Source organism: Listeria rocourtiae subsp. hofi, assembly GCF_963575615.1.
Classification (GTDB): Bacteria; Bacillota; Bacilli; order Lactobacillales; family Listeriaceae; genus Listeria_A; species Listeria_A hofi.
Genome location: NZ_CAUYTL010000017.1, coordinates 1 through 22,887, shown reverse-complemented (window position 1 = coordinate 22,887; position 22,887 = coordinate 1). Strand labels below are relative to the sequence as shown.

General features: G+C 39.4%; 20 protein-coding genes. 1 reads left to right on the top strand and 19 read right to left on the bottom strand.

All coding sequences use genetic code 11. The annotated features are described in order from the left end of the window. Positions 1-153: 153 nt before the first annotated feature. The 15 genes from R8925_RS08755 to R8925_RS08685 all read right to left on the bottom strand — a co-directional run bounded on the left by R8925_RS08755 (position 154) and on the right by R8925_RS08685 (position 15,481). A complete protein-coding gene (locus R8925_RS08755) occupies positions 154-696 on the bottom strand; it encodes a DUF4352 domain-containing protein (protein WP_430535511.1) in 543 nt (180 codons plus the stop codon). Positions 697-759: 63 nt separating this feature from the next. Continuing rightward, complete coding sequence (locus R8925_RS08750; RefSeq protein ID WP_430535510.1) at positions 760-3,513, bottom strand: immunoglobulin-like domain-containing protein; 2,754 nt, start codon at positions 3,511-3,513, stop codon at positions 760-762. A gap of 180 nt (positions 3,514-3,693) precedes the next feature. Further along, complete coding sequence (locus R8925_RS08745; RefSeq protein ID WP_430535509.1) at positions 3,694-4,092, bottom strand: cyclic nucleotide-binding domain-containing protein; 399 nt, start codon at positions 4,090-4,092, stop codon at positions 3,694-3,696. A gap of 16 nt (positions 4,093-4,108) precedes the next feature. After that, positions 4,109-5,035 (bottom strand): NAD-dependent epimerase/dehydratase family protein, encoded by a 927-nt coding sequence (locus R8925_RS08740; protein ID WP_430535508.1) that lies wholly within the window; start codon positions 5,033-5,035, stop codon positions 4,109-4,111. A gap of 16 nt (positions 5,036-5,051) precedes the next feature. Then, on the bottom strand, positions 5,052-5,297 hold the full coding sequence (locus tag R8925_RS08735; RefSeq protein ID WP_036071020.1) for a helix-turn-helix domain-containing protein: 246 nt from the start codon (positions 5,295-5,297) through the stop codon (positions 5,052-5,054). Then, a complete protein-coding gene (locus R8925_RS08730) occupies positions 5,294-6,784 on the bottom strand; it encodes an oligosaccharide flippase family protein (protein WP_430535507.1) in 1,491 nt (496 codons plus the stop codon). The genes R8925_RS08735 and R8925_RS08730 overlap by 4 nt, the downstream gene beginning before the upstream one ends. Further along, positions 6,781-7,941 (bottom strand): glycosyltransferase family 4 protein, encoded by a 1,161-nt coding sequence (locus R8925_RS08725; protein ID WP_430535506.1) that lies wholly within the window; start codon positions 7,939-7,941, stop codon positions 6,781-6,783. The genes R8925_RS08730 and R8925_RS08725 overlap by 4 nt, the downstream gene beginning before the upstream one ends. Continuing rightward, positions 7,941-8,579, bottom strand: a complete 639-nt coding sequence (locus tag R8925_RS08720) for a sugar transferase (protein WP_430535505.1) — start codon at positions 8,577-8,579, stop codon at positions 7,941-7,943. Before R8925_RS08720 ends, R8925_RS08725 begins: the two co-directional genes overlap by 1 nt. Before the next feature lie 17 nt (positions 8,580-8,596). Further along, on the bottom strand, positions 8,597-9,922 hold the full coding sequence (locus R8925_RS08715) for a UDP-glucose dehydrogenase family protein (RefSeq protein ID WP_430535504.1): 1,326 nt from the start codon (positions 9,920-9,922) through the stop codon (positions 8,597-8,599). Between the two features lie 12 nt (positions 9,923-9,934). Beyond that, entirely contained in the window at positions 9,935-10,702 is a 768-nt protein-coding gene (locus R8925_RS08710; RefSeq protein WP_430535503.1) for a glycosyltransferase family 2 protein, read from the bottom strand. Further along, positions 10,668-11,567 carry a hypothetical protein gene (locus tag R8925_RS08705; protein WP_430535502.1) on the bottom strand — a complete coding sequence of 300 codons (900 nt, stop codon included), beginning with the start codon at positions 11,565-11,567 and terminating at the stop codon, positions 10,668-10,670. The genes R8925_RS08710 and R8925_RS08705 overlap by 35 nt, the downstream gene beginning before the upstream one ends. Further along, positions 11,555-12,952 carry an O-antigen ligase family protein gene (locus tag R8925_RS08700; RefSeq protein ID WP_430535501.1) on the bottom strand — a complete coding sequence of 466 codons (1,398 nt, stop codon included), beginning with the start codon at positions 12,950-12,952 and terminating at the stop codon, positions 11,555-11,557. Before R8925_RS08700 ends, R8925_RS08705 begins: the two co-directional genes overlap by 13 nt. A gap of 16 nt (positions 12,953-12,968) precedes the next feature. Beyond that, positions 12,969-13,658, bottom strand: a complete 690-nt coding sequence (locus R8925_RS08695) for a tyrosine-protein kinase family protein (RefSeq protein WP_430535500.1) — start codon at positions 13,656-13,658, stop codon at positions 12,969-12,971. Beyond that, positions 13,655-14,326 carry a YveK family protein gene (locus tag R8925_RS08690; protein WP_430535499.1) on the bottom strand — a complete coding sequence of 224 codons (672 nt, stop codon included), beginning with the start codon at positions 14,324-14,326 and terminating at the stop codon, positions 13,655-13,657. The genes R8925_RS08695 and R8925_RS08690 overlap by 4 nt, the downstream gene beginning before the upstream one ends. Continuing rightward, positions 14,327-15,481, bottom strand: coding sequence for a glycosyltransferase family 4 protein (locus tag R8925_RS08685; protein ID WP_430535498.1), 1,155 nt, complete (start codon positions 15,479-15,481; stop codon positions 14,327-14,329). A 333-nt stretch (positions 15,482-15,814) separates the two neighbouring features. On the opposite strand from R8925_RS08685, the gene R8925_RS08680 reads away from it, so the two are divergent. Next, positions 15,815-17,284 carry an AcpB/EbpR/MafR family transcriptional regulator gene (locus tag R8925_RS08680; RefSeq protein WP_430535497.1) on the top strand — a complete coding sequence of 490 codons (1,470 nt, stop codon included), beginning with the start codon at positions 15,815-15,817 and terminating at the stop codon, positions 17,282-17,284. A gap of 58 nt (positions 17,285-17,342) precedes the next feature. Here the strand turns inward: R8925_RS08680 and R8925_RS08675 are convergent, their stop codons facing one another. From R8925_RS08675 to R8925_RS08660, 4 genes are all read right to left on the bottom strand, one after another. Then, a complete protein-coding gene (locus R8925_RS08675; RefSeq protein ID WP_430535496.1) occupies positions 17,343-19,688 on the bottom strand; it encodes a SpaA isopeptide-forming pilin-related protein in 2,346 nt (781 codons plus the stop codon). A 288-nt stretch (positions 19,689-19,976) separates the two neighbouring features. Beyond that, positions 19,977-20,612 carry a hypothetical protein gene (locus tag R8925_RS08670; RefSeq protein WP_430535495.1) on the bottom strand — a complete coding sequence of 212 codons (636 nt, stop codon included), beginning with the start codon at positions 20,610-20,612 and terminating at the stop codon, positions 19,977-19,979. A gap of 14 nt (positions 20,613-20,626) precedes the next feature. Next, a complete protein-coding gene (locus tag R8925_RS08665; RefSeq protein ID WP_430535494.1) occupies positions 20,627-21,268 on the bottom strand; it encodes a hypothetical protein in 642 nt (213 codons plus the stop codon). A gap of 56 nt (positions 21,269-21,324) precedes the next feature. Next, positions 21,325-22,887: immunoglobulin-like domain-containing protein (locus tag R8925_RS08660; protein ID WP_430535493.1), on the bottom strand; the 1,563-nt coding region annotated here is incomplete at its 5' end.

The window sequence follows — 22,887 nt, the reverse complement described above, 5'->3', positions numbered from 1 at the left end:
TATAAAACCACCCTTTTCTTCATAAATTCAAAGCACCACACTGTGCTCTTAATACTTGCCAACTAAGGGACCTTCTAATTTTGAGCCACTTGGCAAGTATACGTAATATCTACTCACCTCCATTCTATATAGCTATCATTATCAGTTTAAAAGTTATTTATTGGTACTCCCTAACTCCCAAACTAGTCTACGGCTCTTATCATTTTTTTCTTTAGTTACCACACCTGGGTTGTAAATTAGATCATAGTCTGTTGCTTTTTTATCCGCAATATAGTAAATCTCGCCTTTTACCGATTTCCCAGGTGCGATTGTAGTGCCAAATTCGTTTAACTCGCCGTAAAATTGAAGCTCTTTACCGCCTTTACTTTTTAGGAAAAATGGTGCGGAGCTGATTCCGGTTTCTTGTTTACTGTTGTTTTTCACATTTACTGTTACTTTGACGAGTTGGTCTGCTTCTGTGTTGATGCTATCGTCTTGTATTGCCTGAAAAGATTGAGGTGTAATAGCGATACCTCCCATAATTTTTTCTTTATTTAGTTCTGATTTTGTGGTTTGTTTGCTGTTTTCTTCTACTTTTTGTACTTGTTTACTTGTTTCGTTGTTGGGCTTCGCTGTTTCGGCTTTTTCTTCTGTGCCGCAGCCTGCTAAGCCTAGTGTTGTTGCTAATATCGATAGTGTTACAATCATTTTTTTCATTTCTTTACTCCTCTTTAGAAACCGCCCACCTAAAACATGACTTAGTGGACGGTTTTAATTATTTTATTGAACTTCTACTGTAATACGTTTTAATTCGAAACCTGCTTTTGAGTAACCGACTAATTCAACTTTTTTACTGTTGGCATTTACAAAACCTAGTGCGTACATTGAAAATTCGCCGTTTTTCGTATAAACATTATTTAGCGTTTCGCCGTCAACGATTAGCTTGATTTTGTCAATGTCTTCGGAAACAGTTCCTGTTAGTAAATCATCACCTAGTTTGTACGGATTATATGTTAGCGCTGAATTTTTCGAGGCATCATCTAAAGTGATAGTAACCTCTTTAAGCAGTACGTCTTCATCATTGTAGGCAATTACTTTTACTTTATCAGTCATTTCTTTCACGTATCCATTTGTATAAATCTCAAATTTACCATCTTTCGGCGCTACTTGGTTGACAATTTCACCATTGACCTCAAGCTTCAGTTTCTTTACATCATCGCTGACTGTTCCAGAAATCAGCTCATCTTGTTTTAAGACGAACGGACTTGCTTCTAGGCTTGTTGGCGTTTTTACGATATTTACTGGTGTTTCTTTGACTACTTGTCCGTCTGCATTTAAGCCTTTAATAACAATTTTATCGGTAAATTTCGTGATATATTGGCGAGCGTAGATTTTATACTTGCCTTCACCGTCATTGTTTGTTGTTGCTGTCTGGTAATCATGACCGTTGACAAAGATTTTGACTTTCTTAATATCACGGGAGTGTGTACCAGTGATATATTCATCATGGGCATCAAAATTGTAGTCGTTACCAGTAAGCGCCGTTACAATAGCTTCTACATTTGCTGTGATTCGTTCGCTCATCTTGCTTTCATAATTTTTTTGGTGTCCTGTAATTTCAACAGCTACTGTATCTGTTTTTTCGAGTGGTTTTGTTAGTTCAAATGCATAATCGCTTTTTGATTGAACTTCTTTTGTATCGACTTTTTCACCATTGATGTATAGATCCATTGTGTAGGTACGTCCAAATTCTTCGTCTTGCACTGGAACTTGACCTGTTACTTTTTTGTCGCCTTCTGTTAGCTTAGAGATGGTTGGGTTCTCAACTTTCCAATCTTCCCAGCCTGTTTTATCGGCTACAATTTTAGTCGTTTCTTCACTGGATTTGTCTTTTTCGTTTGCTTCATGGCCGATGACGATTGCTTTTACTTCGTCTTTGTACGATAAGTCTTTATCTAACGCAATAGTGTATTCTCCGCCGTCAAATGAGAAGGCCTTTGTGCCAACTTGTTCCCCATTTACTGTTACTTGGACTTCGTAATTTCTGCCGTTAAATTTATTTTGAGCAGGTACAAGGCCAGTAATAAAGCGGTCACCAGATACTACGTCATTTAGAATGGCTGGCTTTACTTCCCATTTATCCCAATCTGCTTGCTCATCTTTATTGTCTTTTACGATAATTGATGCGATTTGGCTTGTTTTATCCTCTTTGTTTGCTTCATGCCCAATAATATAAGCCTCGACTTTGTCATTTTTCACTAGATTTGCACCAAAAATCGGGGCATTGTATACGCCTTTTTCGATATCATCTTGTGTATACACTTCTTTATCGTTCACTTTTACAACTAAACTATACGTGCGATTATTTTGGTAATTTTGTTCTGGGATGACACCTGTAATCATCGTTTCACCATCGTAAGCATCAGAAATTGTTGGTTCTACTATATTCCAATCTTCCCAAGGCGTGCTGTCTTCGCCGACTGTATACTTCACCTCTTTAGATTTGTTAATATCCATTATTTCATTCTCATGTGCTTCTTTTTCAGTTGCAATAACGGTTGCACCAACAACATCACCATCTTTTAAATAGCTACCGAAATCATATTCCCAGCTTCCGTCTTCGTTTATTTGTACATCTTTTTTATAATCATTACCGTTTACCGTTAGAGAAATTGAAAAATCGGCTGGGTGACGATTAGCCATATTTTGCGTTGCATTTCCTTTAAATGTGTGATTATCTGATGTTTCTAGTGTAGTTGGATCGACATGATTTTCTACCCAACTATTATCAGGAACTCCCATTAAAACAGAATTAGCGTCTCCCCATGACCAGTTAGCAGCTAAATCATTCGGCTTACTAACCATGTTAAACTTGTAACTCAATTTATTCTCTACTAGGCGACCTGTGTCTTTACTCCATTTGCCTAAATCAATTTTCATATCTACGTTTTGGTATTGTGTTGCAGCCGCTACATATTTAGGTGTTAGAATAATAAGCTCCTGCTTCGCTTCATCGTAAAATGCCTTATCATCCCCCTTACCCCAACCTGTTTTCTTTGTCAACAATTCTTGCATTTGAATTTTACTATTACCGATTCCCCATGTCCCTAGTCTATCAACTGTTCCGCTAACATAGTCTTTCCAATTTGGTGTCGAAAAGAATGGCTTTGCAATTTCAGGATCAATCTTAAATGTTGTTTTTGTTTGTACCCCAACGCCAATGCTAATGAGAGCACTCGACGCCGTTTTGATATTCAAAATACCATCTTCATTTCTCAACGCTTCGAATTTATTAGAAAATCCTGTTCCTCCACTAAGATACGGTGTTGCAACCTGCTTTTCGCTTACTTCTTTATGGCCCTCTTGCTTTTGATTCGGGTGAATAACCTGTACTTGCTTCTCTTGTACTTTGTCCTCAGTCTTTGTTGCTACTTCTTCTGCGTTCGCTACATTAGAAATCATTGGCAAAGTCATCATTGCTACTGCACTCATAGCAACAGCTTTTTTCAAAATTACGTGTTTCGATTGGTTCATTGTTATCTCCTTTGAATTGTAATTTATATTTTAATCAAATGTCTCTCCATGCGAGATATTCGATATAAAATGCTTAACGTTTTTTCAGACCCAAATAAAATTCTATACTACCTGTCATTTATAATCCCGCCAATTTATGCATGTGACTACGTACTATTTGGTCGTGAAATAATACACATATCAAACTAGTGGTGCCAAGCTTCTCTTAGCTAATTGCGACAATACGCAGTGAAAATACTTTGGATTGGCATACATATGATCTAAGTAGTAGTCTCGCTTGGCAATAAATGTTGTCACATCTGTTAATGCGATAACCTCATAAACTCCGCTATTTATTTCTGTCGCTTCTTCCATTAAATTCTCGACGCCTAATAAGTCATATTGGTCTAAAAATGTGACTATCGGGCTCCCATCTTCAGGGCAAGAACGCATAACTGCTTGGCCTTTCGTAATGCACCCAACAGAGCCCTTATCCCAGCCGTTGCAATAAATCACATCGCCTTGCTTCCACTCCATCACTTTTGTGTAGACGCTTTTCAAATAATGATCTTCTGTCAAAAATCGGATTAATTTTTCCAACTTTTACACCTCATTTCTAGCAATTTTCCCAATAGGTTCTTAGCCCTCTGTAAATGCTGTATTTCGGCTCAAATCCTAAGCGTTTTAACTTTTCAATACTGGCTAGCGAAACTCGAATATCTCCGCGTCGTGATTGCAAATGTGATACTTCCATCGCTCTTCCTGTCACGACTTGATATTGTCCAATTAAATCATTGAGTGAAATCGGCTGACCAGTTCCAATGTTATACACCTCACCGTTAGACTCCTCACGACTTGCAATTAATACCAAAGCATCTACTACATCTTTTATAAAAATAAAATCACGCGTTTGGCTACCATCTCCATAAATCTGAAACGAGCTTTCCTCTACGAATGCCTTTGTTAAAAGTGAAATCACGCCTGAGTACGGCGATTCTGGATTTTGTCGCATCCCATATACATTGAAAAACCGGGCCGCGCTCGTGTTCAATCCATAAAGCGAGTTGTATGCAAGCACGTATTGCTCTGATGCCAATTTATCAATAGCATAAGGAGTTAACGGCTTTACAGGTGACATTTCTGTTTTAGGCATCGTTTTTTCATCTCCAAAGACCGCCGCCGATGAGGCGAACACAAAACGCTTCACTTCTTGCTGTTGTTTCCTCGCGTGTTCCAACAACAAAACCGTCGCCATAAAATTGATTTCAACCGTTTCGTGGGGCCTTTCCACCGATTCAGCAACACTGGCAACAGCAGCCAAATGATAAATATAATCAAATTGATAAGCCTGAAAAATACTCGCAACTATTTTTTTATCTGTAATGTCTCCTTCATAGATTGTGATATTCTCATGTGGCGTTACGTTTTCTCTTCGCCCTGTAGATAAATTATCGATAATCACGACTTTGTTCTCCTTAGCTAGTCGATTAGCTAAATGCGAGCCGATAAAGCCCAATCCTCCCGTTATTAAAACCGTTGTCATAGTTAAACCTCTTTCATTATTTTCTGTAATCAAAAGGACGATACTTATATCTCAAGTCTTCCTGAGAATTCAATCGTTCCTTAATCTCATCTTTAAAATAAAGCACTACTCCTGACTTGTTAACCCGCTGAATTTTATTGCGATTGACAAGCGAGTAGAAACTTTGCTTTGATATTTGTAACATATCTACCGCTTCTTTCGTTGATACAAAATAATCATCAAGAAATTGTAATTTTGCTTCCTTTGATATATTAGCCTTCATATCTCTTCCATCCTTTTATCTTTTGACAATTGTTTTTTTCGAAAACTAGATATGACGTAATGCAAAATATCATCACGTCTGATGAACAAAATCACCAAGTAACTCCCCAGTCCAACGATGCATTGAACTATTAGTGTGTAAAACGGTGGGCCAGAATAAATGTGCGGGACTGCCAAAATACAAGCCATCATCGCCAAACTATATAGTAAGTACGGCATCATCATTTTGATAATCTGCTTCAAACCTAACAAATCTCTAATAAAATACATTTGAATCGACACAATAACTAAATTCCCGACTAGGAAAGCTAGCGCCGTGCCTTCACTTGCCATCACTGTTACGATAGATAAATTAAAGCCAAAACTAACGATTGAACCGATAATTCCCGAATAAGCATACGCTCGGTTCTGACCGCGAATCACCATAATCTGCATCCCGAACAAATCGCTCATCGCTGCTAAAAACAACGACAAAATGAGAATAATAATTACCGGTACAACAGGCATGAAAGCAACACCTAGGAAAACATGAATAAGCGCAGTGGAAACAGCTACAATACCTAGGCATACCGGCAATATAGAGGCGCAAATGTAGCGAAAGAAAAAGGCTATCATTTCCTTAAATCGCTCTATCTCCCCAGTTTCATAAAAATGAACGAGTCGCGGCATTAGCACAGCCGCCAATGCTTGAACGAATAATAACCCAATCGTATACAGCTTATATGCCTGATTGTAGTAGCCGACTTCCACCTCACCTTGAACAGCCCCGAGAACGACTCGATTTACTGATATGTAAACCATCGCTGAAACCGGTATAACCGCCAAGATGAGAATAGGTTTGACATGCTTTTTCAAACTTCCTAAACGAATCGACAACCCGCCTAACTCACGGATCAGGTAAAACCAAATGTACACTTGCCCTAGTAGCAGTAGCAAACAGTTAGCCAACACATAAATCCAAAGATCATTTTCCGTTTTTACTAGCAAAAAAATACTCGTAATCGTTACGATGCGTATTAATACTGTCCGCGTCATGATTTTCTTGAGTTGTCCTCGCGCGATAAAGTACCACGAGATATCAAATCCATACGCCATAATCATAAATCCATACAGATAAAAAACGATACTGCCTTGGAAAAACAACGTAACGAGTAATAAATACAAAACGAGCATGCTCCACATCGCCAAAAATTGAATGCCAAAAACGCCACCAAATTGTTCTTTTAAAGCTTTTTTATGCTTCTCCTGGCTATCCGGCTTCCCATCAAATTCACTATCTACAGTTGCAATGACTTTTTTACCGTAGCTTGCAATTCCTAACATGACGAACACTAAAAACATTTGCACAAAGGAATTGGCATATGCATCTTCACCAATTTTTTCTGGACCTAAAACTCGTACTACATAAGGCGTTGTCATTAGTGGCGTGATTACCATAAAGAATTGATACAGCATCATTAAGATATAGTTTATTTTCTGCTTACTCATCCTAGCTTCTGCGCTAGCGACTCATTATAAAGCGCGACTATACGCTTCGTCAGCTGCTCCCAGTTTAGTTCTTCATGCACCGCTTTTTTGCCGTTTTCACCATATAAAGTCGCTTTATCTGGATTAGAAATCAGTTTTTCTAAGCCTTGCGCTACCGCTTTGCTCGATTTTGGCGCAATCATCACACCCGTAACATCGTGCCGTACAATATCTGGATTCCCACCAACCAACGTTGCCACAACTGGTTTCGCGCAAGCCATCGCCTCCAAAACAGAAATACTGCAACCTTCCTCTAAAGACGTTTGTAAGAAAATATCGCCAGCATTTACAATCGGTAAAATATCATTGTTTCTAATTCGACCAAGAAAATGAACACGTGGATTGTTTCGCGTGCTCTCACTAATTTTCCCCTCAAAATAACGTAGCTCAGGACCATCGCCAGCCATGATAAAGCTCAATTTTTCGTATTTTTGAAGTAGCTCCGGGATTGCGTCGATTAAGTAACCCATCCCTTTCTCCTCAGACATCCGATTAGTCGTCACCACTACTGTGTGATCATCTGGAATGCCGTAATCTAATCTAGTTTTGGCACCGAGCGTCCCATCTGGATAAAAACTCGTTGGATCGACACCGTTTGGAATTCGCGTCACCCCGCCATCTGGAAAAACAGCTCGACTCATTTCCTCGATTTCATGACTCGGCGCAATAATATGATCAGTGAAAGGAATCATCCGTTGCAGTTTCGCAAACTGGCCAGCCCGATACATCTCCCGAAACCAAACGAAATGATTCGTATGCACAATAACGCCTTTGGGAAACTGAATACCTCGCATCACTTTGGCATCCTTATTCAGCGTGTGCCAATGAATAATATCAATCGCCTCGCGCGCTATTAAATCCTTGATAATCTTCCGTGTTCGCACCACGTACTCCAAATCCTGTAATTTTTTAACTGGTGCAAACGGAACTCGAATTACACGCAATCTATCTAATATTTCTTCTCTAATTTGCCAGCCGAAACCATCATATTTTGTAAGTATCGTTACCTCGTGTCCCTCCTGCAAAAGCTGCTTGCTGACCTCATATACGTAAGCCGCAACACCTCCAATATTCGGTAGAAAATCACTTGATAACATTAAAATTCGCCGTTTTGTCATTAAACCGATCCTTTCCCCGCTATGACCAACCATACCGTTTTGAAAAAAATAATTATGTCTAGCATCGCCGTTTGTTTCTCAATGTATTCTAAATCCAGGCGAATTTTTTCTCCGTTGTTAATATCACTCCTGCCATTAATCTGAGCCCAGCCAGTAATACCCGGTTTCACCATCAAGCGCTGTTTTTGCCTTTCCGAGTAACAAGATGTAATCGGTACAATCTCTGGACGTGGCCCAATAAGCGACATACTGCCAAATAGCACATTTACAAATTGCGGTAGCTCATCAATACTAAATTTACGAATAAAGCTTCCAACCTTCGTCACGCGCGCGTCTTGTTGCCCTGTATCTTTAAAAACAAACGTGTCCGGAACACCGTTATCCCAAGTGTATTCGCCACTGGAACTACTCACTACCTGCTCTGTCATCGACCTGAATTTATAAATCACAAACGGCGTATCATTTTCCCCACTACGCTCTTGTTTAAAAATAACCGAGCCACCGTCTTCTAGCTTAATCGCAATAGCAACTATCAAAAAAATGGGTGAGAGAAGCACGATTGCAATGAAAGAACCAATAATATCTACTATCCGTTTACTGCTACAATAACCCGTCCTTATTAGCTTACTCATCAGCATAATCAGTTACGCCTCCTTTATTTCAATAGTTCCAGCTGCTCATTCTGCACTTCTGGACGTCCTACCGACACATAATGCACACCGCTCATCGACGCGATATCAAAACAGTTCCTACCATCATAAACATGCGCACGATGCATTTTTTCGCTAAAATCACGCGGCGTCAAAGCAACGATTTCCTGCCATTCCGTAAAAATAAAACATATTTCTGCATCTGTAACGCCCGCTAACGCCGATTCCGCATACGCAACACTATCGCCTAGCACCCGCCGTGCGTTATCCATCCCAATCGGATCATACACAGTTACATCCGCGCCAGCCTTCACTAGCTCCAACACATTCCAAATCCCTGGCGATTCACGCAAATCATCCGTATTCGGCTTGAACGTCAACCCCAACACAGCCACTTTTCTACCCGCAAAACCGCCAAAATCCGCATTCGCCTGATGCAATAGTTTATAAATTTGAGCCTGATTCACGTCAATCGCCGCTTTGACAGTGCGCATCTCATAACCCGCATCTTCTGCGAGCCGATATAGCGCCTTCGTATCTTTCGGAAAACAAGAACCTCCGTAACCAACACCTGCATTCAAAAACGCCTTGCCAATTCGTCGATCAAACCCCATACCCCTTGTTACACCATCGATATTCGCGCCTAATTTTTCGCATAGGTTTGCAATGTCATTAATGAAAGAAATCTTTAGTGCCAAGAAATCATTCGATGCATACTTTATCATTTCCGCACTTACTAAATCCGTCACAACAAAAGGCTGATTGAACCCAGCGTAAACTTCGCGCATTCGCTGTTCTGCCTTCTCAGTCTCAACACCTAGAACAATGCGAGAACCTTCTAACGTATCCTTAACCGCCGTACCTTGTGACAAAAACTCTGGAGCCGATACTATCTCTAGTTGTTCTGTTGCATTTCGGCGCGCATTAATATAATCGATAACTTGTCTATTCGTCCCCACTGGAACCGTTGATTTCATTACAATCAGCGTATTTTCCCGCGCATAAATAGCGATATCCTCCGCTACCTCATATATAAACTTCAAACTAGCCGACCCATCCAGCTCCTCAGGCGTTCCAACACAAATAAAAATGACATCCGCCTGCTGATAGGCCGCCTTCATGTCTGTCGTGAAACACAGTGTACCTTTCTCCACATTGCGCTGTATCAGCTCTTCTAACCCCGGCTCATAAATCGGTGACACACCTTTATCTAATTGAGCAATTTTCATTTCACTAATATCAGCACACAAAACGTTTTTCCCAGTATCCGCCAAGCTTGCCCCTGTCACTAATCCAACATAGCCAACGCCCGCCATTACTATCTTCTCCATCATTTCACATCCCTAAAAAATTCTCTTTTTGACTGCATTCGTCATGTACCCAATCATGCAATACGAGGCATGCAAAGGTCGTAGCCCCACTTCTTCGCGATACATACGCCAATTCGCGCCTACCATTTTCCACTTGTTGCTCGATAGCGATCCTGAAACAACGCGATAATAAGCCAATACAGTCGGTATTCCGTAAGCCACATGCCCCTCTCTCAAAATCCCCAACCACGTCGCTGTATCTTGCCGCGACCGGAGTTTTGGCATCTCGACATCACCAACAATATGCCGATCCAGCATCACCGTGAGACAACCAATAATCGTATTCCGAAGTAATTTTTGATACGTCATCATCTCAGGAACCTTAATAACTTTCTTCAAAACGCCCGTCTCATCTATACTTTGGTACGCTGTGAACGTAAATCCAACATCCCTACTTTTCATATAAGCTACCTGCTCTTGTAACTTATTCGTCGCCCAAAAATCATCACTGTCCAAAAAAGCAATATATTGACCACTTGCCAACGAAATACCTTTATTTCTAGCTACAGCAGCACCTTCATTTCCAGCAGAATCTACCGCCAAAATTCGCTTATCTCGCTTAGCATAATCGGCCACAATCTCCCGACTCGCATCCGTTGAACCATCGTCAATAATGATCAGTTCCCAGTTTTGGTAGCTCTGCTTGATTACACTATCAATCGCCTCTTGAAGATGCATTTCACCGTTATAGCACGGCATAATCACACTAACTAGGCCAATTGTCCACCGCTTTTTGTCCACGAGTCGACCTCCTTCCTAACTCTTTTAAAACGTTTTTCGTACGTTCTGCTTGCCCTTCTCGATTCACATGATAAACAGAGTTATAGAAATATTCCGAATCATACATATATAACCCAGCACTCCCTAACACGTTAAAATATCGATTTAAAAACGCCTCCAACTCTCCGAAAAAGGGATCCATCTCATACGTTTCAAAATACACCGTATCCGGATATGTGAGATATAAGTCAATACCATGTAGCTCACAATACTTTTTTAAAGCCAGCAAATTTTCCGTCACCGCATTCTCTTCAAACTCCGAAAACTGAAGCGGTATTTTTTTATGCTTAGGCAATTCACAACCACGAATATTTCTGTAAAATCCCGACGGACTCATATCAAACGACTTTTCCTCGAAACGCCCATTTAACACAAAATTTTTCATCAAATAATACGCGCGTTCTTTCCAAGTGAATCGATACAATTGCCCACGTTCATACATCCGAAAATACTCATACGCAAAAACATCATACAGCGGTCGATGATACAATCCGTAAGCCAGCGATAACACCAACGTATCACCACTTTTCAAACACAGTTTCGCTTGATCAATAATAAACCCTGCACCAAAACCAATATTAGAACCCAAATTAACCGCCGGAACCCCCAAATGTTCACTTAAAAAATCCGTATCAAAACTGTATAAAACCTCGCTACCACCAGCTATCACAATCTTATTTTCCTCAATGTTATGCGCATACTCCTGCTTTTTCTCCAGCATTTCCTTCAAAATTACAATTCGCCGTGACTTATAAAACCAGCTATAAAAGCCAATTACGGCAAAACCTATCAACACAACCACAGCCAGCCCGATTAAAAATCCCATTCACCATCTCTCCTCCAAAAAGCTTGATTACTAACAATCGCCAGCGCAATCCCTAACGCAATCCACAAAAAGCGAATCTCGATAATCGTACTAATCCCAACAGATGCACTCAAGAATTCAGCAATAATTAGCACCGGGACGACTGCAAAAAAGCCGTATTTCATATGCACGAAAAGATATTTCAAACTTAGAATCAGTATCATCACAATCACCGCGAATAAAAAGAACGACCACAATCCAATATTTCCAACCGATTCTAAAATAAAGTTATGTGGTGCACGATACGCATTATCCATCGTCCCATGACCCATAATGGAATTATTCAATTCAATCGGAACATTCCCAACACCAACGCCTAAAAAATGCGATTCATTAATAATCTGTAATGTTTTTTGATACATCATCAAGCGCTCATTAGTTGACCCACCTTTTTCTGTAAAGGCAGAGATTACATCCGTGAATAAGCTACTATTCTCAGCCCCTAAGTGCAATACGTTAACCGAGACAATTGCCAGCAACCCAACGACCGAGGCAATCACACCCCAAACCCTAAACCACAGGATTAAAAGCAAAACAACCTCAATTATCCAAATCACCATCGAAACACGTGAATACGTATTGATGACTAAAAAGCCACTTAATCCTACAACCGCAACAATAAATACGTATTTAACACGCCATTTCCACGTATTAATGCCCCACACAACCAGCGGCAAAAACATTACCAAAAAGGCTCCAAAATCATTGTAATTATACTGCAACCCCGCTGGTCGATATTTATGACGTTCCTGCGTGTACTCCAATACATTTCCCGACAAACTCATATGCCATCCCGTCAAAACCTCAATTAAGCCAATAACAAGGCAAAAACCATACACCGCACTAATAAAATAAGTAAGTACCATCAACTCTTTTTTCGAGCGCACATGGTAAAGCGTAATTAAAATCAAATACCCTGCCTCAAAAACAAAATACAGATAACGAAACGTCGCACTAATATAGTTCGCCCAAAGCATCGATGCCACATTTCCAAACAACCAACACACAATCAGAATCACAATCACTTTTTCCATTTTGCTATAACCTAGTCGATTCCGCGACAACTTCCACAGGAACAACGGAACATGCAATAACAACAAAACCCGAAAAAGAAAAATACTATTATTCCCCGGCAGCCCCAAATAGGAACCAAAAAATGAAGTCACAACAATCCCAATCCAAAGCGCGTATTCTATCTTATTAAAATCAAGCATGAATACAAGTACAAGTAGCAAAACACAAATCGCCATAATAATACCGATACCACTTAATAAACTTGCCACAACGCCAAAACAAAGCAACAACATGCAAATAATTAATTTCCAACTTTCCTTCATTACAACCATTCCACGCGCTTCTCTCCTAATAATAACTGTACGTCGCCATCTCTCTTTTGCTAAGTTTCTTGTCGTTGTATATTGCACCTAAAAACTTGTCTTGCTTCGCCTCAATCAAATCAATCGCTCGACAAATATCTGCTTTTTTCGTGTAAGCCGCTTTAATTACTAAAATCACGCCATCACTTGCCGCACCAATCGTTCGCGAATCAGATATTAATAAAATCGGTGGTGTATCAAACAAGATAAGATCATACTCTTCACGAACACACGCTATAAAAGTTTGAAAATGTTCGGAGTTCAATAATTTTGTCGGCGCTGGTGGCAACGGTCCAACCGGCAAAAAGTAAAGGTTCTCCAGCCCGGTTTCCTGTACAGCTTCCTGGTAGTCAACCACACCTGTTAAAACCGAACTAAATCCTGGTTTGTTCACTTGCTGAAACGACTTACTCAATCGCGGGTTATGCATGTCCGCATCAATGATCAATACACGCTTTCCTTGCATTGCATAAACAGCTGCCAAGTTCATTGACGTGAATGTTTTCCCTTCACCTTTATGCGCCGAAGTCACTGTAATAATCTGTGCCTTATTATTAGAAAACTGAATACTAGACTGAATCGAGTTTAGCTTTTCAAAAAAAACCGACCTCACTTCTGTGACAGGCAACTTATCCCACATCAACTTATCTTCATGACTCTTTTTCAAAGTACTCAATCTCTACTCCTCCTTTTTCGAATATGCGGCACATCTCCAAGAACCACCACGCCCATATCAGTTAACTGCTCCTCCTTCGTAACTATCGTATCAAGCAAAATAGCGATAATTAGAAAACTAATGCTCAATATAATTCCAATGATGAAAGTAATAATGTACTTACTCACATTCGAAATCGCCGTCCCATACTCGCCTGAGGTAATGATTGTTACCTTCGTACCTTTCACCAACGCTTTTAATTCCTTCGACGCATATTTCGCGATGGCATTCACAACAAGCGCACTTTCTTCAGGATTTTCCGACTTATAACTGATGCTGTAAACGAGCGATTTCTCATCCACATTCACAGCTGTTTTTTTCTGTATCTCCTCAAAACTCTCTACTGCTTTCGTTTCCTTCACTACATTTTTCAGTACTTTCGGACTTTGAATCAACTTCGCATACGTATCCGTTAGTCCCTGCGTCATTAGTAGCGACTCATACGTTTGCGATGCTACCCCGTCCGCATTTACCGTGACAAATAACTGTACATTCGATGTATACTGCTTCGGTATAAAATAAGAATACAAAATGAAAACCGTCGCCAGTAAAACAATTGGAATTGCAGTAATCCAAATAATGTTCTTTTTAGCCACACTCCAAATATCTTTAAAACTTAATGTGTGCATCTATAAGCACCTTTCCTCATTTATTTTTCCCATCTTTTGATACAATTCAAGTAACTTTTTCTCCTCATGGCTCCAGTTATAGAACTTTTCAAAATAATGACGCCCACTACTTCCCATTCTCGCAATAAGCTCCGGTCGATCTAATAGTCGCATCACAGCCTCACCTACCTCCTCAATATTCAAAGGATTCACGCAAACGCCAGCTTCTGTACCGTCGATTAATTCCTTCCAATCGGGAAAATCAGAAGCAACAATAGCCACATTGGCAGCCATATACTCATATAACTTCGTTGCGAGTGAATTCAAGTAATTAGGAAGCGGATGAAGCAAGCATAAACCAATATCCGCTGCATAAAGTTCTTCCCACATAACATCATATGGAATTGTTCCCTTCCAGAAAACTTGCTCCTGTAAATCATTTTCACGTATGAAATTCGTCATTTGACCCACTAATTCAGGAGCCATCGCACCGATTAAAACAAGTTCAAAGTCTGTACCCCAATGTTGTTTAATATATTTTGCCAGCTGTAACATTTCCATCAAGCCACGAGCTTTTGTGATATCTCCAATGTAAACTAATTTTTTTATGGTTCCACTTTTCACCTCAAAAGGCGGTTGGTATGTCGGAAAATTGTATGTATCAATCTTGGGGCAATTAAGAAAATCATAATCTACTTTGTACGAACGTTCTGCAAATATGACAGCATCCATTCGTATCAACAGCCTACGCTCAAGTTGTCGAATCATTCTAGAGAGTGGCATTCTCATTCCTCGCCAAATCCATGGTTTCGATTGAATAGCTTTAGGGAAGTTTTCATACATATCATATATAAAAATAGCATCTTTTTTTCTCCCCCTCACTAGCAACGCCACTAAAAGTAGTTCAGGATCATTAAAGTGAAAATAACCTGCTTTCGAGTTTATCGCAGCTCGGTAAATTTTCCACCAATTTAACGGTCTGAAATAACGTTTTCTCTTCGGTAAAATCCGCAATTGCACATTCGTAAGCTCGCTAGTAATATTTTTACCTTGCTCAATTGCCATAAGCTCAACCTTGTAACCATCCTGCGCTAAAGACCTCGCCGTTTTATGATATAGCCTGGTCCCATTCCAACTATGAACACTGCTACATAGAAACACTGTATCTCCATTCATCTTTACACACTCGAATTCTATAGATTTTTTGTAACCAAAATATTTCCATGGCTCCATAACTTACATGAGTTAGTTTAATATAGTCTACAATTTCAATCTGTTCAAAAATCACACATGAAAATGCATTTTTTGACAAAACATAGCTTCATCATTTGGAAATAGGTTATCTAAAGTATTTTATAAGTCTATTCATATTCCAAATTAGTATCCTCGCCCTGTATTTTTTGAAAAACATATAGTAATATACTATACGTTATGCATGACAACAGTTTCAAAATAGCTATAAATTCGTTTAAATCAATTACCAACTATCAGAAACGGGAGGAACTTATAATGAAAAACTGCCTATCTAAACAGCATCTGCGCCATCTTAAAATTATCAACTTGCTATACTCAAATAAGAATATGACGCTTGATAAAATAAGTTTTACATTAGGCTTTAATAGCCGAACGCTACGAAAAGATATTGAGCAAATAAACGATTATGCAGCTCCAATCGAAATTTTGTCATCCAAAAATGGTTTTTACACGTATATCCCGATGAATTACAATATAAATTATTTGTACGCAGCTATTTTACGTGATAGTACAGAATTTTCACTCATAGAAGAAATTTTCTTTAATGAAAGTCATTCTATTGATTCATTATCTGAAAAATTATTCATCAGTAGCTCCACACTTCGAAGAACAATCTCTTATCTCAACAAAACACTAAAGAAAAAGAAAATCAAAATCAGCTCACAGCCGCTATTATTGACAGGCAATGAAGCTGAGATTTGCAACCTTATTATTCACATCATAGAAGAAAAATACGGCATCGCCAACATCCCCTTCCCAAAAATACAAGTTGGGGCGCTTGATAAAATCCTTACATGGGTTGCTAAGACGAACGACCAACGACTCGATTTTTGCGAACTAAACCGACTACGACTTTGGATAATGGTTATCCTTACACGCGTAAGAAATGGTCACATAAAAGCGAAAGACGCCAAATTCCCAGAAGGAGTAGACACTTCTCTTTTAAAAAACAAAGTATTGACTGGTCTTTTTAAATCGGTGTTTAAAATTGAATTGACAGAACAGGTCGCTTACAGCTTATTTGGCGTGTTTATTGATACCAAATTCGCATTTAACTACGAACATCTCGAAGAATTAGCTACTAGCGATGAAGCCATAAAAGTTTCCATAGAAAAAAATAAACAATTACTCGATACTTTATCCAATAGACTAGATATTCCTATTGAAAATAAGGAGCACATTTTGCTCAATATTTATAATACGATTGCACTTTCTACTAATTTGTCCAGTGAAAACTATATTCTTTATAATGCAAGCCAAGTGTTAGTGAACCGGATTACAAATCAACATCCCTACTTTAATGATATTTTGAACGAAGCACTCAAGAAAATTTTTGGAACCACTGGGCACAATAAAAATAGGAGAGACTCACTTACTTATATGTTGCTGACACACTGGCGCAATCTAGCTGTTCATTTGCAACAAGGAACACCTGCCGTCAATGTTGGTATACTTCTAGATACTGACATTGAGCACATGGAACTCATTAAAGATGAGCTCAATGTGCGATTCGATAACAAATTCAACATATCAATCACAGAAGAATTCACTTTATCTGCCTTCAAGAAAAAAGCTACAATGTACGATATCATAGTCACTAATATTCCCGGACTCTCTTTCACGAGTGGCACGATGGTCGTCTGCATTTCCATGTTTCCCACACCTGTAGATATTAAAAATTTGCAAAGCTGCTATGATAAACTAACAAGCCCTTCAAAAGACTAAAAAAAGAAACTATCCATACCAACGTTTTGCTGGCACAATGGATAGTTTCTCTTATCGCTTATTTTCTTGATTTCACGTATATTCGGATTCCTAGCACAGATACTATGAGTCCGAATAATGTCACCCATGGCGAAGTTTTATCACCCGTTGTTGGTAATTCCGGTTGCTTATTTGGTTTCTCAGGATGGTTAGGTTCTAGTCTGTCATTTAATTTTGTTAGTTCGATCGTTTGGTCAGCATTCGTCTGGTTAACCTCGAACCTAACTTCCTGCTCATCTAAAATATACCCTTCATGTGCCTTGATTTCTTTGAAGAAATACTTGCCCCATGCCAAATTTTCAACCCTAATTTGTCCATTTTCATCTGTGATTAGCTGATTTTGAATGATGCTTCCTTTATCGTCGAGAAGTTGGAAAGCAACGCCCGGAAGAACTTCTTTTGTTTTGCTATCTTTTTTCGTCAGCGCAACAGAGCCTTTTACGCGATTATTCTCCACGGTTACTATGACAGCCTTTGTTTCTCCGCTGATAACTTCGATGTCCCTTTTCGTTTTGTCTAATACATATCCGTCTGGTGATGCTACTTCTTCCAAAGTATAGTGGCCTGGAGCTAGATTTTCAAAACGCAATTCGCCATCTGAATTTGTCTCACCTGTTTTAGTTTCTTGATTCGATGTAAGCGTGAACTTGGCGCCAGATAGCTTATCTTTTGTTTCTGCATCTACTTTTTCAACTTGGATAGAACCTACATCATTCCGCATATTTTTAAAGAGCAACTCGATTATTTTCGAATTATCCGCTTCAACGCTAATCGTTTGAGGAGTTGGATCTAAAATATAGCCTTCGGGTGCTACTGTCTCAACTACAGTGTACTCTCCGGGCTCGACATCTTTGAAAAGTAGTTCCCCCGACTCATTTGTTGTCCCTTCACGAATCACATCTCCCGCTTGATTCAGCATTTGAAACGTTGCACCAGCTAGAAATTTACCGCTGTCCTCTTGGTCCACTTTTCGAATCAAAACGCCATTGCTTACTCGTTTTGTCGCGACCGTATTGGAGTCATATTGCTTATCATCTAGCTTGATTTCACTTTTATTAGTCACTGTTTCGCCAACAGGCAGGTCCGAGGCGTCTACCTCGAACGTCACTTCCCCTTTTTCACCGAGCGCAATATCGGTTTTGGCAGTGAACATCAACGTTTGTCCATCGAGTTTCACGTCAAATAAATCTGTCCCCGTCAACATTTTTTGATACTGTAAGCGATTATCTAGCGTATCTGTAAAAACTTGCCCAGCCTTAATCGTACCGGCAATCGCCCTCAATGTTAGCGTGTAAGTTAGCGTGCTATCATCGCCAATTAATAAATCCTTATCCACTGATTTTGTCAACACTTTATTAAAATTCGTATTACTATCCGGACGTACTAAAATACTTCCCGAAACATCTTCAATGTTCGTACTTTTCATCGTAGCTGTATTCTTATAAACCTCTTTATTTGTATCCATATTCACACGATATTCAATCAACAAACAATCCGTTTTCGCCAGATTTTTAAAGCTCACCTCAAGTTGCTGCGTTGCTTCATCAAACGAAATAGCATCTTTATACTGACTCGTAACATACTTTCGTGAACCATCTGCTGCAATTTTTACAATTCGGATCCCTTTCACCGTAGCAGAATCACTTGCCTCGATGTTCGGCGTTGTAGCTGGATTTTGTTCCACTGATAAACCATCTGGAATCTGATCCGTTACTGTCACATCACCTAATTCAAAATCACCATATGCATTCACTGCCAAATGAAAAATATTATACCTAGAATCATGTTCATCTAAAATACCAATGCCATTCGAATCAACCGCGGATTTCCACCACTTTTCAAAAGGAGTTGGTTTTCCACCCTCTTCAACTTTCACGTGTAGCGTTTGTGAATCCGATTTACCATTATACGTTACTTCAAATGTTTGCTCAGGGCTAATTTCTGTTCCTGGTCGCAATAACGGTGCTTGAAAGGATAGTTGGAAGGACGCTGACCAAGCGCCCCCCTCATTATAGCTCGCGTCAGGCTTGACATATACCGCAATACTGTCTGGGTCATCGCTTGCGGGATTCTCCATATGGTCAAACGTAAAAGCATCCGAATGAATATTCGATAAGTCCCCCGATGAAAAAATCTCCCGCGGAATCGTCACTTTAACTAAACCATTCTCATCTACAATCGTGTTCGCATCCGCACTAAGCGTAACTTTCATATTCACTTGCCCGTTACTAATAATCGGATCATCATACACTTCTAAACCAATATCAAAATTCCCAGCATCTACACTCGCTTGTCCTGCAACACCTGGAAGCATCACGCTGGCACAAATAACTAAAACTAACAGCATACTAATTAATCTCTTCATCTCGTACTTACCTCTCCTTAACAATTGATGCCGTGGCTTAACAAAAAATAATTGGTGCCAGAATTGGTAAATAGCTTAGCAAATCAAATATATAAACGTTTCTAACGTCATTTTCATGATTCATACAAATTTTCCAAAGTATCTAGGCAACAAATTTTTCTATAAACCATCACATCATAAAGTATCAAATTTCCTAGATTCATTGTTTTCACTCTCTTATTTTTCATAATGAAAGCCGATAAGACATCTTTCATTCATCTTATCGACTTTCTGCTAACCTATAACTAATTATTTCACAATGGCTTCTGTTTCATTTGTAGTATAATCGCCTGATAATGAGCCGAATATTGGGTCTTCAATAATATCCCATGGTGAGGATGCAAAAGCTAGCGTGCTAGAGAATTGATAGCCAGACGGTGCGTTATCAATCGGAATGTTAGGATATTTTTTCAGAATTTTACCGAAATCAAGCACGACATCTGCTTTATATTTTCCTTGAATAATGAAAAATGACTTTGGAAACTCGACAACAACACGATCAGAAAAAACTTTCAAATCGCTTGGTGTAATTTTTTTCGTGCCGTTTGGTGTTGAAATTTCACCCGTAATCGCCCCTAAAAATTCATCTTGTAATGCAATATACTTGAATTCATCTGGAATTTTAATCAGTAAATTCGCGTTATCAAAGTCGACAAACCCTAAGCTTTTGCCTTCGTAATGTAACGTCGCTTTACCAGAATTATTCACACCTGGAATGTATTTAGCAAGCGAGCCTTCTAACGAGCTATCTGCTAAAATATGCAACGTATCTGTTGTACCACCTGAATTCACCTCTTGCGCTGATGCAATCACACCATCGACTTGTAATGCACTTAAACCAACCATAGCTGCCAAACCTACTGCTAGAACTTGACGTTTATTCATTTCTCCACACTCCCTTATTTTCTAATTGCTGCTGTTTCTTCTGTTACCCATTTACCTTCTTTTGAGCCAATTAAGTTGAAATCAATCATCGCATCTTCTGAAAGTACCGCCGCAAAAGAGTAACCAGATGGATTTTCATCAATTGGGATATTTGGATATTTGTCTAAAATGGAACCATAATCAATTGAAAGGTCCGCGCTGAATTTAGAACCGATAATATAGCTAGCTCTTGGGTTTTTTAAGACAATTCTATCTGCATAAATTGTAATGTCTCCCGCCGTATATTCATGTGTTGCTGAGCCAAGTCCTGTTGGATATGTGATACTACCTTTGATTGCCCGTTTGAATTCATCTTGTAACGCGACATATTTGAATTCATCTGGGATTTTCACAACCAAGTTAGATTTATCAAACAAACCCACGCTGACAATCGATTTAGCCGTATAATGCGCAGCGATATTACCTGATTTCGGCACACCTAAGATGTACGGTGTCAATCTTCCTTCCAACTCACCACTTGCTAGCAAACTCAAGCCATATGTCCCAATTTCGCTACGTTGTGTTGTGTTTTCTTGTGCCATAACATCTCCTGGCTGTGCTACAAATAATGAACCTGCTATTGCTAATGTGCCTAAACCTACTACATATTTATTCATTCTGTTCCTCTTTCCTAATCCCCTAGTGGACTTTGTTTATTTATTTTCTCTAAAAATTATTTTGTTACTGTCACTGTTGTCCGCTTAATTTCGAAGCCTAATTTTGAATACGATACGACTTCTACTCTATCTGTGCTATTCTTGATATAGCCAAGCGCATATACCGTGTATTTACCGTCTGTCACAAACGCATGGTTAACCGTTTCGCCATTAACAACTAGATTAACTTTATGCGCACCACCTGTTGCAGTTCCCGTGATAAATTCGTCACCAATTTTATAAGGTTTCGCAGTTATTGCTGCTCCGTCCATAAGATATTTAACGTTTACAGGAACTTCCTTAAGCAATGCACCTTCTTCATTGTAACCACAAACTGATACTTCATCCTTTTCGCTCATGATTAGCCCTTGTGCATAAAGTGTGTATCTGCCATCTTTGGTAGCAATTTGATTTACAATCTCGCCATTGACCTTGAGTTTTACCTGTTTAATATCACTGCTCGCCGTTCCTGTAATATTCTCATCCAGTGTCATAATAAAGTCACTTGCTGTCAGTGATGTTTGAGATTTCACGATGTTGACTTTCACCTCTGCAATAACATTACCGTTTCTGTCCAAGCCTTTAATCATCACATCATCTGTAAAATTAGTGATATATTTACGGGCGTAGATTTTGTATTTTCCTTTGCCAGCGTTATTTGTCGCCGCTGTCATCCGATCACGACCATTCACGAAAACTTTTACTTTTACGATATCTTGTGAATGTGTACCAGTAATATATTCATCATGGCGATCAAAATCGTAGTCATTTGCAGTTAACTTTGTCTCGATTTTCTTAATTACGACGTCTGTTTTTGCAACTACTTTTCCAGATGCATCAAGCCCATAAATCTCAACTTTCTGATTTGGGTCAGTGATGAATTCAGCAGCCCATATTTTGTAGTTTTCACCATTTGTTGCTGTCGTATTTTTAACGACACCATCTACAACAAGTTGCACTTTTTTGATGTTGGACGAGTTAGTTCCAGTGATGTAATCGTCAAACATTTCATATTCGTCTGCTGTCAAAAGATATACTTCTTTCGGTATAACAGTGACTTTTATCGTTTTCGTCGTCGTGTTGCCATCTGAATCCGTCACTGCATACTCCACTTCATAGACTCCCGGCACGTTCGGATTGACCTCATTTTTTAGTATCTTGATGTCCTTCGTTAAGTCACCATCCTCGGCATCGTGCGCTGTGACACCTTCTTTCGGATCAAACTTATCGCCTACTTCAATGGTTTTATCTTCTGCATTGATGACTGGTTTTTCATTCGATTTCACAGTGACTTTTATCGTTTTCGTCGTCGTATTGCCATCTGAATCCGTCACCGAATATTCCACTTCGTAAATTCCTGGCACGTTCGGATTGACTTCATTTCGCAATACTTTGATGTCTTTCGTTAAGTCGCCATCCTCCGCATCGTGCGCTGTCACGCCTTCTAGCGGATTAAACTTATCGCCTACTTTGATGGTTTTATCTTCTGCATTGATGACTGGCTTTTCATTCGATTTCACAGTGACTTTTATCGTTTTCGTCGTCGTATTGCCATCTGAATCCGTCACCGAATATTCCAC